Origin of the sequence: Phormidesmis priestleyi BC1401, assembly GCF_001650195.1 — a bacterium.
Lineage (GTDB): Bacteria > Cyanobacteriota > Cyanobacteriia > Leptolyngbyales > Leptolyngbyaceae > Phormidesmis_A > Phormidesmis_A priestleyi_B.
The window spans coordinates 1-14,358 of the sequence record NZ_LXYR01000042.1; the positions used below are offsets into that span (position 1 = coordinate 1).

The window sequence follows — 14,358 nt, forward strand, 5'->3', positions numbered from 1 at the left end:
TCTAGCCGTTCCAGAAACGTCGCCTTGCCATATTCGGGGGTGGCTCCCATATAAATGGTGTGTTGTCGGTCTCCAAACGCGTCATACAGACTGATGGGCAGTGCCGACCATGGCTTCTCTCCATCCGGTGTCGCACAACAGCATACAGGTGCCATCTAAGCCAATGGCAACACTGGCAATTTCAGCGTCTAGTTGAGGGGGCACATAGTCCCAACTTTCTTCTTTCACCTCAATGATCGTGGCCACCGCTTCACTGAGACGCTGGATGTAGGACACGGCGACCGGGCGTTGATGATTCTCAGCCAAGTCTCGCTGCACGTCTCGGGCGGAACCATACGCCAGTTTCGAGGACACTTGTTTCGCAAACAGAGGCGTGGAGGTGATGATGATGCGAGACGCTCGCTCTAGCGGACAATCCGTTTTCCCGCCTCCAGAGCGCTGATAGACATGGCGTTCAATCACGACTTCTCCGTAGGGCGTTTGATACGCTTTGGGCTGCTTGCCTTTGGTTCGCATCACCTCTCCGGCAATCTCAATGGCTGAACCGTCGGTGTCCAGATACTCAAGAGCGGCTGTAGTGGCAATACGACCCGCCTCGTTGAGGCTTTCCTGAATCGCTTCTTCACTGGTCAGCAGCGAATGACTCAGGTCTATCGTCACTTCTATCCTGACTTGCGTCCCTTCTTGACTCAGCAATTGAGCGCTCATACTCACCACCTCTTGGTTGCCTCACTCAGTGATATCATGCTTGACCTACTAAATCAAGTAGAGGTCGCACCCGTGCGAAGTAGCTTTGCCCAGCCGTAAATCGCATTGAGCGGCGATCGCAACTCATGGGAGACGATCTCTAAAAATTCGTCTTTGGTGCGATTAGCAAGTTCGGCTTCGGCGCGCGCAGCTTGCTCACGGGTGAGTAACTCTAGCCGTTCTTGCTCTAGTCGTCTTTGCTCACTAATATCCAGCACAAAGACCACATATTCATCGGCTTCACCCTTGAGCCGGGTGGCACTTACTAAGCTAGGCACTCGCCAGCCGTCTTTATGAATCAGTTCTTTCGTAGTCGATCCAGACGTGCCGAGTTGCTCGATCAGCGCTGGCGCTGATGGGTCAGATTCCAGCAGGCTGACTGCTTGCCAGGCGAGGGTTTGATCGAGAAACTCTTCGCGACTGTAGCCCAGCATTTGCAGCAGAGCGTGATTGATTTCTAAGATTTCCCCCATCGAGGTGGCAAACGCGATGCCCACCTGCGCGGTGTTGACCATGTGCTGCAATCGCTCTTGACTGCGGCGCAGAGCAGATTCGGCTTGCTTACGATCGTCAATGTCGATCGTCGTGCCGACAATTCTCGCAGGGTGGTTTGCTTCGTCTCGCAGCACAACTCCTTGGTCTTGCACCCACAAATAATGACCGTCGTGATGCCGCACTCGATATTCGATCATGTAGCGATCGGCGGTTTCTAAATTGATGCGGTAGCGATCGCGCAGTTGGCTTGCATCGTCTGGATGGATGCACTGTTGCCACCATTCTCTTGTCGGCTCGACTTCTTCGGGGCGATAGCCCAACAGCTCAGTGAAGCCAAACGGTCGAGTAACCAGGTTTGTCTGCAAATCCCAATCATAAATCAAGCACTTAACGGCGGTTGCTGCAAGTTTAAATCGCTCGTTGAGGGTGCGAAGTTCCGCCTCTGATTGTTTGCGTTCGGTGACATCTCGCCACGCTGCAACAAAGCCGTCTTCTAACTGGCTAACGTGAAGATCGTATACTCTGGTCGAATGTTCATTGCCAAACACGTCTGAGTAAATCAAGGATTTTTCGACTAGGGGCTGTCCCGTTTCGACGACCTGACAATATTTGGCAAATTGCCCGTCACGATGGTTAGGCAGCACGTCATATAGGGGTTTACCAATATCATCGGGAGTCAGGCAACTGCTTTCGAGGGCTGCCGCGTTGAGATAGTCAATGCGAAAATCTATGATTTGCCCTGTTTGATCTCGGATTGCTGAGTAGATGCCAAAGCAATCGAGCATATTCTCAACAGATGTGCGAAACCTCTCTTCGCTGCGTTGTGATTTTTGTTTTAATTCTGCATTTGCGATCGCGGTCTGAATCGCCATTTGCAGTTGATCTGGAGTAGTTTTATGTTTGATTAAGTAATCTTCTGCGCCTTGTTTAATGGCTTGCACTGCGATCGTGACATCTTCATTATCAGCAATCATCACAATAGGGGGACAGCGATCGCCCATCTGATCGCTTAACTGCGCTAAACCCGTTAGCCCGTTTGATGACAACAAAATGCAGTCTAGGGACTGTAGCGCGAACGATCGGTTCGGTGCCAGTGCGCTTTCTAGAGAATTTTCTAAAATCGTGTAGCGACAGTCTAATGCGGACAGACACCGCTGACGAAGGTCGCCGTCTGAAGGAAAGTCTTCAATGATTAGAATCACGCGCTGGGGCAAATGAGTCATCAATGAAATCAGCAACAGATTTATACCGTTAGCCTACTTCTTTAGGAATAGCGGTGCGTCTTCCAAAAGGTAGATGGGTTTGTCTGTGAAAGATGTCACCCAATACCCAGATTTTAACCTCTATCAATCAACAATGCTTTCACTTGATTGATTACTTCTTCAAAGTCGATCGGTTTGTGGATAAAGCCATTTGCCCCAATGTTCAAGGCTTGATCAAGGCTTGGCTGATCATAGCCCGACACCAATACGATCGGAATAAACGGCAGATGCCCGTTTTGTCTAATCTGTCGAGTCACTTCAAACCCACTCATTCCGGGCATCATCACGTCTAATAAAACCAGCGCCGGAGGAGCCGCCACGATTTTATCTAGTGCCACCTGACCGCTATTTGCCACTTCTACCTGATATCCCTCGCTCTCTAAAAGCGTTTGCAACAAAAAAGAATTATCAGCAACATCATCGACCACTAAGATGCGATCGTCGGTTTGACCAGGATGATGTAGCAGAATATTCATAGAGGTGGAAAGTGCATTGGTAAGGTACATCTTCATTGATCTGTTGCACTATCGCCCTCACCCTCAAGGAGTATCATGCGTTACATTCATTCGCCATACAAAAATGAAGTTTTAGTGAATAGAGTGGTTGAGTCAAGGCACAGTCTGCTTTCAAGGAGTTTTGTCTAGAACTTCATGCCATTCTTGAACGACCGATCGAGGCACCCAAAGCTTTAGATAGTCTTCTCCGCCTAAAGGAATGCCTAACAGAACTTCTTCGATAGGCAGCTTAGGCACGATTGCCTGAACGTTATATTCACCCATCGTTGCGATCGGGGCTTCAGATATAAAGCTGTCGTCTGCCTGAAAGATCTGATCCTCTTGAGTTCTAATCTTCAGCGCTTTGGGATGGACGACCTCTGCCGAGCCGGGTAGTCCCATCAACCGTAGATAAAGCTGATTGGCACCATTTTGAGGAGTCATTTGCTTAAAGACAATGACCTGCCACGCCTTGCCGAGATCGTCTCTCAAACGATGGTAAGAGCGATAGAGAATCTGCCCCGACGGGTCTTTTATCTGTGTTACGGCTGCTTGTGCAGGTTGAGGAGTCAACCCCCCGAACCCTATAAGTAGAAGCACGATCGCGATCATAACTACCGCTTGCCTGATCTGACGAATCATTGAATCCACCTCTCCCCTAAATGTTTACACGAGTCATGATGGAGTAATTCAAATCTTTTTATCCCCTCCACAAAGAGAGATTTAAGCTCCGTCCCAACGTTTAGCACGAGTTCGGCTTTGCTTTGCCGATAGCTGACTGAAGCAGCCATGCAAAGATGTAACGCAATGTGCGACTTTCCTGAAACGTCTGCAAAGACAGCCCTCACCCTAGCCCTCTCCTGTGGGAGAGGGAACTAGAACTATCCGAAAGCCCTTCTCCTTGGGGAGAAGGGTTGCGAGGGCTTCGCCCCACTTCATGAGGAGGGCAAATTAGTTGCACATCGCATAGTACATTACGTCATCATCCAAACGATAGACAACACGCAGAGAGAGGAAATCCAGCCGCTAGAAGCCATGCAAAAAACAATGTGTTTCCGATTGCATAGATCCATGAATTATTCAACAGTGCGGATACAAACGCGAACAACGCCATTACTACCGGAAACAATGGTAATAACAAAAACATAAAACCCAATTTTGGCAAGACGATGATCACCACTAGAAATCCGGCAATTAACATCACGCTTTGCCCAAACCACCAGCCCAACCGTGTAAACCAGCGAGTCGATTGCTGCACCATTCCCGATGCTAAAAACCACGGAAAACACGCGATCGCGATCGGGAGCCAAATCATTAATCGTGCCGGAATCAACCACCACTGAAGCCACACGATCTGAGCCATTGCTCCAACTGCGATCCACAGCAGCCCGAATAATGCAACCCCAAACCCAGCCAGTTGCCAACTCACACGAGGAAGCTGACCCAGAATTCTCAGCCAGACTAACCCCGCAATCAAAAACCAGATTCCGACCGCGCCCCCGACCTGTACGCCGCCCAACGACTGCAAATCGACTATCGGGTCGAGAAGCCGCAACCCACCAAGAGCTACGATCGGAGACACGACCAATCCGCCCCACGCTCTCCAAGGTGCAATCTTTAAGTCTGGAGTAGCAGGAATCTTCACGTAAGGAGCGATCGCGCTTAACAGCAATAGCCACCCGACTAGATGTAGAAAATACCAGATCATGCGGCGATCGACATACTCACTCTGCGATTGTTGTCCAAAGGTCAAATCGAGCCACCGCAGCGCTGCTTGATGACTGACTTGACTAAACAGAATCGTAATATGCTCAACGGTTGGCACCGTCACCAATTCTCGCGCCTTACCTTGAGCAAATTGCTCATTTGCGCCGCCCGCATCCTTCAACAATTGTTGAGTATAGGGCAACAATCTACCTTCCCAAGCACCGACTTGCAGTTGCAGGTTGCGAGGCGCTTGCGACGTGACCTTTTGCCCTCCGGGAGAGATGGCGATCGTTGCCGCAAATTGCTCTACGTTCTGAACTCCGGCAGCGATGACCACACCACTTCCCATTGAGTGCCCTAAGAGAGCAAGACGAGTGCGATCGACCTCTGGCTGCTCGACTAAAACCTGCCGCGCCACGTCAAGATTTTTCTGAAGTTCAAATCCTTTGAGCGGAGCAGGATTCGCGCCATGACCGTCAAAATCCCACAGCATGACCGCGTAGCCTGCTCTCGCCAGCACATGACCATAGCCCAACATCAACTGCTTAGACCCAGCAAACCCGTGAGCAATCAGAACTCCTGGAGCGTTTTGCGCCTGCTGCGGAACCATGTATAGCAAAGGAACCTGATCGCGCTCAAAAGAGCGGACAACCAGCCCCGATCGAGCCGCAAAAATGCCCCACCACGACAGTCCGATTAGAAGAATTGCTAAGAGCGATCGGAGAATCTGCCCTTGTTTTGACTTCATCATTTTATAGCGATCGTCACGATGTCACAGTTTAAAGGATTTGACTCCAGAAACTAAGCAATCAGCGATAAGTCGAGTGATCTGACGCTGACGGTCTGCCAAAAATTGAGCAATTCATCTCCGACTTGCTGCGGGTGAGCCATTTGAAAAAAGTGATGCCCCTCTGGAATCCGCCGCAAACTATCGTCTGGCTTCAGCCAAGGTAGCCACCCCGAAAGAGTTTGAGGGTCAACAATCGGATCGGTGTTACTTCCATATACGAGCAACGGCTGTGAGATTCCTCCTTTGGCTAACTCGCGCAGCTTAAACAGAGAGTGAGGAATCGGAGATAGTTCTAAATCACGATCGAGCCTCACTACCAATTCTTTCGCCGGAATCGGCAACACACTGCCAAACAGACTCCGTGCAATCTGAGCTAAAAGCTGATATTGGCTACAGGGCATCAACTGACGCTGAATATAGTAATGCGTGTGCCAGGTAATGGCGGGCTGCGGCGCAACAGAAAGTAAGGACAGCGATCGCACTTTCTCAGGACAGAGACGCGCATACATTAAGCCAATCACGCCGCTAATGCCGTGCCCTGCGAGATGAATCGGAGTATCGCAACTCTGGAGATACTCATCCAACAACGTCACAGCATTCTCTACAGAACTGGCTTCATCAAGGGTTTGATAATATTCCCACTGAGCAACGCGAACGTGAGGGGACAAATATCGCAACAGAGGTTGATTAAACGATTGCAAACTCGGACTCGCGCTCAACCAAAGAACTTCGGGTAAATGAGACATGAGAATTATAGAAATGAATGACATCGGAATCGTGAGCGGTCAAAACTATTTTAGAGATTAATAACCCAAGGTGAATCATGGGTGTCTCGATCGGGCATACACCGATTCAGCAAAAAGACGAGTCTCGATCGAGTCTGCAATGTGTGAAAGGTATTCGCAGGAATAAACACAAACATTCCTGGCTCTAATGTCACCGTTTCTTCTTGAATAATCAGGTTCCCATTGCCTTCTAAGACCGCGATCGTGATGTCTTTGGCATCACAAATTTCTGGCAGTTGCACATCTGCCCCCGAACTCATCAAGTTTTGCTGATAGAGAGCCTGGTCGCCATCGCCATGCTGAACGATTTCTACATTCAGAATTTGATGCGGCTGTGACTGCATTGGCAACAGTTGCAAGTGAAAAGGACGACGAAGATCAGCAGCTTGTGCCATAAAAGCCTCCACAGTTAGGGGTGATAAATTTCGCCTTATTGAGTCTATATCTCAACAAGCTTCTGCTTATCTTACCACCATTATTGAGAATTTATTTCATTAATGATGAGAGCGATCGGACGAGTGGAGTGGGGCGATCGCGTTCTGAGAAGAGATACTGAAATTTTCCCTGTATTTCGCTTGTCGAAAGGCAATAGGTGGTGAGGGCTAATAAAGTTCCATTAGAAATTGGTGCAATTGCTGGTCTTGCAGGGTACACTTTTGCAAGCGAGTTAGGCATCCCTGAGATTAATCTTCGCTTGTAAGAATTCTAAATGCCTAATTGTGGGCTGAAGATTGCAGAAGACATCTAATCATCACAATATAATGACATTTTTAACATCCATTGACCTTTTTGCTGGTGCAGGGGGACTTAGCTACGGACTCGCGGCAGAGGGATTCCAAGTAAATGCTGCGGTGGAAATTGATCCAGTATCAGCGAAAAGTTACAGTCTCAACCATCCAAATACGAATGTTATAGTCAGTGATATTCGTCAGGTGAGCGGTCCTCAGATTCTCAAGGAAGCAAAACTTACCCGTGGCGAGTTGGACTTGTTAACTGGTTGCCCACCCTGTCAAGCTTTCTCCACACTTCGTACGCGGCGGCGGAAGCAACAGTTAAACGATCCAAGTAAAGAACTCATTACGGAGATGCTACGACTGGTACGCTCGATGCGACCCCGTGCTGTCATTGTAGAAAACGTTCCTGGTCTAGCAGATGATAAGCGCTTTACTAACTTCCAACTTGGTTTGAAACAAGCCGGGTATAAATCTGCATACGCAGTTCTCAACGCATCTGACTTTGGTGTACCACAGCGCCGCAAGCGGTTAATCCTTGTTGCATTGCGGGGAAGAGAAATCCCCTCAGGTTGGTCAAACTATTCCTGTGAGGGTAAGACCGTTAGAAGCACAATCAGCGATCTAGCACCAGCAGGAACAAGTGGAGATGTGCTTCATGACATTCCTGAAAATCGAACACCAGCTATGATGTCGAGAATCAGAGCAACGCCCAAAGATGGTGGTAGTCGCCGTGATATTCCCTCTGAGTTACAATGTGCCTGCCACGCACACACTGACGGATTCAAAGATGTCTATGGTCGAATGGCGTGGGACGATATCTCGCCAACTATTACTGGCGGGTGTACAAATCCTTCTAGAGGTCGTTTCCTTCATCCCCAGGAGAACAGAGCCATAACACTTCGGGAGGCTGCCCTGTTACAAGCATTTCCTTCAGACTATCAATTTTGCCTTGATCGAGGCAAAGAGCATGTTGCTCGTCAGATCGGAAACGCGTTCCCTCCAGATTTGATTAGACCAATTGCAAGAGTCATCAGCCGCGAGTTGTCAGTATGAGCCAGAAACCCCCCGTAGATACTCTCGAAAAGAGTATTAGGGCACTTGAAAATAAAGAAACCTACATTTGCAGCCTTCGCTTTCCCAACTATCGGAATCTTCGATTTGACAGCGAGATTCCGTTTGATTTTCCAATCACGGTCTTGCTTGGTCGAAACGGGACAAACAAGAGTTCTATTCTTCACGCTTTGTACGGTAGCCCAGATCGTAAAACTGTTGCAGACTTTTGGTTTGAGACAGAGCTTGACACAATTCCACCTGAACGTGATGGACGCAAACAGAGCATCATTCATAGCTACCGTCAAAATGATGGCGAAGTCGTTGAATGTATTAAGGCTCGTGCCCCGCGTGGAGCTAAAGATCCTGATTATTGGGAGGCGGTTAAACATAGTAAAACCTATGGACTCTCTGATAGTGGCACTCGAATTAGTCCTATTAAACTTAAAGTCATGCATTTGGACTTCCGAGGTGAATTGCCCGCTTTTGATAAATACTTCTACTTTCCCGATCCACAGCATCTTGCGGAGCGTGCCCGTTCTGCAAAAGAAAATGGGACGCTCCGCAGAGGGTACCGAAAACAAGACTATCTCAGACGACGTTCAGGACGGCTGAAGAAGGAAATTGAAAAGAAGGGCATTCCACTAGCTAAAGACGAGTTAGAAGTGCTGAAGTATATTCTTGAGCGTGACTACATTAGTGGAAAGATGCTGAGACACTCACTGTTCCACGGGCATGAGGGCTGGACAATATTGTTTGAGACAAATCACTTTAATGGGTATTCAGATGCATTCGCTGGTAGTGGTGAGTCAGCCGCCGCACTGCTTGTACACAATATATTACAGGCTCCAGAGGGGTCGTTGGTTCTCCTAGACGAACCTGAAACATCCCTTCACCCTCGTGCCCAAAAACGAATGATAGAATTCATCGCACACCAAGCTGTGCGAAGATCGCTTCAGATTGTGATTGCAACTCACTCTATTTATCTTGCGGAGAATCTTCCTCAGGAAGCGATTCGAGTACTTGTACTTGAGAAAAATGGCACTGTAACCGTAAGAACAGATCTTTCAGCAAATGAAGCGCTACATGAGATCGGTACTCTCCCTCCTGGGAAAACTATCTTGGTTGAGGATGAGCGCGCAAAACACATTGTTATTTCAGCTTTTTCAGCTTTGTCGAGTCATGCCCTACAAGAGTTTCAGGTTTTGGTTTTGAAAGGTGGAGCTTCACGAATATATAATCATATCCAAGCCTATGCCAATTCTGAGAGAAAGGACATTTTTGTTGTTTTTGATGGAGACAATAAGCCTAAAGAACCTATTCCTGAAGAGGGGTCTCTACCCCAAGGAAAGAGTGATTTGGATAAACTAATTCAGAAAATCACATGTGGAAATGATAAAAATGGTCCTAAGCTTAACTTTGTAGACATAGATGAGAGAACCCACTACATTCGCTTTCTAAAAAGGTCTGTACATTTTTTACCTGAACTGACTCCTGAACACCTCGTTTGGGACGAAAATGCAGCTAAAGAACTCCTTGATGGAGAAGAGCTACCGCTTGAAGTTTCACAAACAGGAGACTTCAAAGAACGAATTCGCCTTCTTGCAGAAAGAATTCCAGGCTTGGATGCTGATGCTGTCTTCAAAAATCTTCTTGCCAGCCTGTTGAAGGGGGAAAGCCAGCGTAAATCGGATCTCATGGATGTTGTTAGAAAGATTCGATCTGCCGTTGTTTAAGTGTGATCGCTTCTCAGAGGTTCCTGCACTTCCCATCTGCATTACTGAAGGGACACGATCGAGGAAGTGATAGCTACTTTGAAGGATGCGATCGGAGGTTAGCTCAACGTTATCAATAGTTTTGAAGTTCCTTGAATCTTTAAAACTAAAAAGGTCAGAACAAGCATCGTTTGCCCTGACCTAATCAAATTATGAGTCGTTTATTTATCTGTTGGAGGCAGAACGAGTTTCTTCACCAAGCCCAACCGATCGAGACCTCTAATCGCCCACCATGTCATATCAATTTCCCACCACTTCCAGCCTGCTTTTGCCACATTGGGGTAAGCGTGGTGGTTGTTGTGCCAGCCTTCGCCGTAGGTGAGAATCGCCGCCCACCAAAGATTCCGGGAGTTGTCGTCTGGCTCAAATGTGCGATAGCCCGTTATGTGACTCGCAGAATTGATCAACCAGGTGCTGTGCCAGAGCAAAACGGCTCTCACAAACACCCCGTAAATCACAAACGACCAACCACCTGCTAAATAAAGCGCCACCCCAACTGGGATTTGAAGCAACAAAAAGTACTTATTTATCCAGCGATAGAACGGGTCACGATCGAGGTCAGGCGCAAATTTCTTACACTCGTTGTAGTCAAAAAACTTCGACTGCGGATAGAACAACCAGAGCATATGACTCCACCAAAATCCGCGCTTTGCCGAATAGGGATCAAGATTCACATCTTCGGTGTATAGGTGATGCTGCCGATGCCCTGCGACCCAAAAAATCGGTCCGCCCTGCAAGGCTAACGCACCAATCAGCGTGATAAATCGCTCTAACGGTTTCGGAACTTGAAAACTGCGGTGCGTCAGCAAACGGTGATATCCCAAGCAGATGCCAATGCTGCCAAACAGCCAGTGCAGCACCAACGCCACACCCAACGCTGACCACGAGAAAAACCAGGGAGCCAGCAGCGCGATCGCGTGAAACGTCCCAAAAAATCCGACGTTCACCCAATCTAGTTTGGGTTCTTCTTGCAGCGGGGGCAACGGTTCACTCGAAACTGTAGATTTAATAGAAGTAGGGGTCATAAAAATCCTTTATCTAAATGACGAGATCAATCTGCGTTCAATCAGGCAACCCGATCGATAAACCCCTCAACGCACGAGTAGACATCTGCGCTTCTGCTAGAAGACCGTTACAGTAGAGGAGTGAATGCAAGTGCTGCTTACATCCATCACCTTAACAAGTTTTCGTGATTTCTGCAAGTGCTACTTGCATTTTGTCTATGTCTTCTCAACGAAACCCCACCCGACAACGGTTAATCACCGCTGCATTAGAGCTATTTGCCTCGCAAGGAGTGACTGAAACGACGACCAAGCAAATCGCAGAACGAGCCGATGTCAACGAAGTAACGCTATTTCGGCAGTTTGGCAATAAACACGGGCTGCTGTTAGCTGTGATTGAAGAAGCCGCCGTGTTTACGACCCTGGGGCAAACGCTGGTTGAGCAAGCTAATCAGACAAGTAGCCTGCATCAAGCGCTCAGCAAATATGCCACTGCCTGTCTGCAAGCCTTAGAACGAGTGCCGGAAGTGGTGCGATCGGTGGTCGGTGAGGCGGGGCAATATCCGTCTGAAAATCGACAGGCATTAGGGCAAGGATTCACGCAAGCCAATCGCTATGTTGCTGAATATTTTCAAACCGTCATCGATCGAGGGCAGCTAGACAGCTATCTATCAGCCGAACGACTCGCAAGTTTGCTAAATGGAATGCTATTAGGATATGCCGTGATTGAGTTTACGAGCGAATTCCATGATCTCTGGCAAGACCGACAGGATTTTTTAGAGAATCTCGTCACCTTGTTTTTGCATGGAGCCGTCTCACCGTCGGAGTCGTCAAGCAGTTTGGTGCGGGTGGAACGGGACATGATCGAGCGAGTCGCCGACCTCCCGGCTCAGTTAGTGCATTCGATTTTGCAGCGCGCCAAAAAACAAGGATTGCAGCCCTACGCGTGGGCTTATGTGTTGTTTGGAGCAGGACTAAGTGTGGCAGAGGTGGCGAGACTGGAGCGATCGCATTATATTCACGACGCTCATCAGCAGCTTTTGCAGGTGACTCAGGGCGATGTGCGGCAGGTGCCTGTCAATCAATGGATTATGGGCAAACGCTATGGTTCTTACACCAAAAATCCGTTGACTCAGTGGATCAAAAGCCGCAAAGATCAGCAATCTGCCCTGTTTCTCAACGAGTCTGGAAGACCTCTATCTGAAACCGATCTGCGGCAACAATGGCAAGAGTTAACGCAAGAATTTCTGACTCCAGAGGGGCAACCTCCAACGATCAAGCAACCTCAGCAAACTTGGTGCATCGAAATGTTGATGAGGGGAATCAAGTTAAATGATCTGCAAATTCTGACAGGTTGGAGTGCCGATCGCCTCCAACCCTATGAGCATCGAGCTAGAGAAAAAGCTGCTTTAGAAGAAGCCATTCGTCTCGATCAGAAAGTTTAAAGAGCGACAGAACCTAACTACTGAACCAATCCTGCTCTAAGTGCGCGCACTGCAACCTGAGTCCGATCGTCAGCACACAGCTTATTCAAAATGTTGCGAACGTGCGTTTTGACCGTTCCGACCGTAATGTATAGCTTCTCAGCAATTTGGGCATTGCTGCATCCATCGACGATTAGCCGCAGCACTTCTAACTCGCGCTCAGTGAGCGGATAGGTCAGCATCATCTCATTATCTTCGTCAGACAAGCGATTGATGTTAATCGTGCTAGAGGCAGGAGCCGCCGTCTGGTCAGGAGGAGCTTGCACCTGATGAAGCACAATTCGAGCGATCGCCGGATCGATCCAAGCGTTGCCTTCTGCGGTGGTTTTGACGGCTTCAGACAAGCGATTAAAGCTCGTGTCTTTCATGCAATAAGAATCTGCCCCAGCCGCAAATGCCGCCAGCACCACAGATTCGTCATCTTGCATGGTCATGATCAACACGCCAGTCTTGGAGGCAGATTCTTCGGCGGCTTGAGATTTTTTGAAGCGCTGGGTTAACTCAATGCCCGTCATGTCGGGTAAGCCCACATCGACGATCGCAACATCAGGTCGAGTAGATTCTAGCAGTTTTAGCCCTGATTTTGCGTCTCTTGCCTCACCGACAATTTCAATGTCTGGTTGCTGCTGCAAAATTGCACGAATGCCAAACCGGGTCAGGTCATGATCTTCAATTAAAGCTACACGAATCACGTTCATCGTTCAACTCTCCATTAACCTTGCATACTGTAGGGCAAACATCAATTTGAGATTACTGATGTTGTTTTGAACAGGGAAAGCGACCCAACAAGGAATCAATAATACCTCTTAAGTTCAATATTAGAAGGTCAAATTCTGATTCCTTGTCTACCTGAAGACAGAGCTTGAATGAGTGCTATTAATAATCGTTGTTCAGACTATAAGTTCATGAGCAAAAAGTTTAGCTCTAAAAATAATTTATTGGCTGGTGATGTGATTGCTATAGCGAATGCTGTTTAATCACTGTAGTGAACGCCATTTAATAGAGATCTCGTTGCAAAAAATTGAATTTTAGGAATACTGGAAGGCGTTGCTGAATCGATCGATGAAGCGCAGATTTTACCCTCACCCTAGCCCTCTCCCAAAAGGAGAGGGGACAAGAGTTCTGACTCCTTTCTCCCTGGGGAGGAGAGCATTTCATATCTGCATTCAGCAACGCCGAAATTAGCCAAATCGATAGCCAAACCCTCGAATCGTAATAATGTATTGGGGAGCACTCGGATCAATCTCTAGCTTCTCTCGCAGCCAGCGAATATGCACATCCACTGTTTTAGGATCACTCATCGATTCAATGCCCCAGATACGTTCGAGCAGTTGGTCACGAGAAAACACACGACGCGGATGACTCATAAATAGCTCTAGCAGCATAAACTCTTTGGGAGATAAACTCACTGCTTCGCCGCGTACCGTCACTCGATATTCTTGGAGATAGAGCACCACATCGTCAAATTCAAGCACAGGCTGATCAAGCGTCTGAGCAGAAAAGCGGCTGCGTCGTAGCAACACTCGACATCGGGCGATCAGTTCTCGCAAGCCAAACGGTTTAATCAGATAGTCATCGGCTCCCACTTCTAGTCCAACAACGACATCCATTTCGCTGCCCCGCGCACTCAAAATTAGAATAGGAGTGAAATTGTTTTGTTGTCGGAGCGATCGACAGATATCCAACCCATTCACATAGGGAAGCATCAAGTCTAAAATGATCAAGTCGATCGAGAAGGTCCTGTCGTCTCGCATCGTCGCACTGCGAATTAAGTTAAGCGCTTGTCGCCCATCTTCAGCCGTGATCACGTCGTAACCTTCGGCAGTCAGCGCGATCGCAACCGTTTCGCGAATGATGCTTTCATCTTCGACGAGCAAAACACAAAGCTGTTGAGAAGACTGCTGGAACTCAGGGATTTCAGACGGGGGCATAAACGATCGAAAACCCTAGCTTCATTGCATGGAGTCGCATTTATCAGCATTCATTACAACGTGACGTTAGAGGTTAAATCTGATTAAAGATCGGGTTAACTCA

13 protein-coding genes are annotated in these 14,358 nt (G+C 48.1%); 3 read left to right on the forward strand and 10 right to left on the reverse strand.

Annotation, left to right across the window (positions count from 1 at the left end; genetic code table 11):
* Window positions 1-81 precede the first annotated feature (81 nt).
* From A8707_RS18840 to A8707_RS18870, 7 genes are all read right to left on the reverse strand, one after another.
* Window positions 82-708 (reverse strand): hypothetical protein, encoded by a 627-nt coding sequence (locus A8707_RS18840; protein ID WP_068817839.1) that lies wholly within the window; start codon window positions 706-708, stop codon window positions 82-84.
* Window positions 709-761: 53 nt separating this feature from the next.
* Window positions 762-2,465, reverse strand: coding sequence for a PAS domain S-box protein (locus tag A8707_RS18845; protein WP_068818749.1), 1,704 nt, complete (start codon window positions 2,463-2,465; stop codon window positions 762-764).
* 113 nt (window positions 2,466-2,578) lie between these two features.
* Window positions 2,579-2,980, reverse strand: a complete 402-nt coding sequence (locus A8707_RS18850; RefSeq protein ID WP_068818750.1) for a response regulator — start codon at window positions 2,978-2,980, stop codon at window positions 2,579-2,581.
* Window positions 2,981-3,130: 150 nt separating this feature from the next.
* Window positions 3,131-3,640 carry a DUF3122 domain-containing protein gene (locus tag A8707_RS18855; protein WP_068818751.1) on the reverse strand — a complete coding sequence of 170 codons (510 nt, stop codon included), beginning with the start codon at window positions 3,638-3,640 and terminating at the stop codon, window positions 3,131-3,133.
* 340 nt (window positions 3,641-3,980) lie between these two features.
* Entirely contained in the window at window positions 3,981-5,456 is a 1,476-nt protein-coding gene (locus A8707_RS18860; protein ID WP_197484888.1) for an alpha/beta fold hydrolase, read from the reverse strand.
* 50 nt (window positions 5,457-5,506) lie between these two features.
* Window positions 5,507-6,241 (reverse strand): alpha/beta fold hydrolase, encoded by a 735-nt coding sequence (locus A8707_RS18865; protein WP_068818753.1) that lies wholly within the window; start codon window positions 6,239-6,241, stop codon window positions 5,507-5,509.
* A gap of 50 nt (window positions 6,242-6,291) precedes the next feature.
* Window positions 6,292-6,675 (reverse strand): cupin domain-containing protein, encoded by a 384-nt coding sequence (locus tag A8707_RS18870; RefSeq protein ID WP_068818754.1) that lies wholly within the window; start codon window positions 6,673-6,675, stop codon window positions 6,292-6,294.
* Between the two features lie 366 nt (window positions 6,676-7,041).
* Between A8707_RS18870 and A8707_RS18875 the strand changes: the two genes are divergently transcribed.
* Window positions 7,042-8,067 (forward strand): DNA cytosine methyltransferase, encoded by a 1,026-nt coding sequence (locus A8707_RS18875; RefSeq protein WP_068818755.1) that lies wholly within the window; start codon window positions 7,042-7,044, stop codon window positions 8,065-8,067.
* Window positions 8,064-9,800: an ATP-dependent nuclease gene (locus tag A8707_RS18880; RefSeq protein WP_068818756.1), complete on the forward strand. Its 1,737-nt coding sequence runs from the start codon at window positions 8,064-8,066 to the stop codon at window positions 9,798-9,800. The genes A8707_RS18875 and A8707_RS18880 overlap by 4 nt, the downstream gene beginning before the upstream one ends.
* 200 nt (window positions 9,801-10,000) lie before the next feature.
* On the opposite strand, the gene A8707_RS18885 is transcribed toward A8707_RS18880, so the two are convergent.
* Window positions 10,001-10,864, reverse strand: coding sequence for an acyl-CoA desaturase (locus A8707_RS18885; protein ID WP_068818757.1), 864 nt, complete (start codon window positions 10,862-10,864; stop codon window positions 10,001-10,003).
* Between the two features lie 197 nt (window positions 10,865-11,061).
* On the opposite strand from A8707_RS18885, the gene A8707_RS18890 reads away from it, so the two are divergent.
* A complete protein-coding gene (locus A8707_RS18890; protein ID WP_068818758.1) occupies window positions 11,062-12,285 on the forward strand; it encodes a TetR/AcrR family transcriptional regulator in 1,224 nt (407 codons plus the stop codon).
* Between the two features lie 17 nt (window positions 12,286-12,302).
* Here A8707_RS18890 and A8707_RS18895 read toward each other — a convergent pair whose 3' ends face one another.
* Both A8707_RS18895 and A8707_RS18900 read right to left on the reverse strand, forming a co-directional pair.
* A complete protein-coding gene (locus tag A8707_RS18895) occupies window positions 12,303-13,022 on the reverse strand; it encodes a response regulator (RefSeq protein ID WP_068818759.1) in 720 nt (239 codons plus the stop codon).
* Window positions 13,023-13,505: 483 nt separating this feature from the next.
* Window positions 13,506-14,255 carry a response regulator transcription factor gene (locus tag A8707_RS18900; RefSeq protein ID WP_068818760.1) on the reverse strand — a complete coding sequence of 250 codons (750 nt, stop codon included), beginning with the start codon at window positions 14,253-14,255 and terminating at the stop codon, window positions 13,506-13,508.
* Window positions 14,256-14,358: the final 103 nt, after the last annotated feature.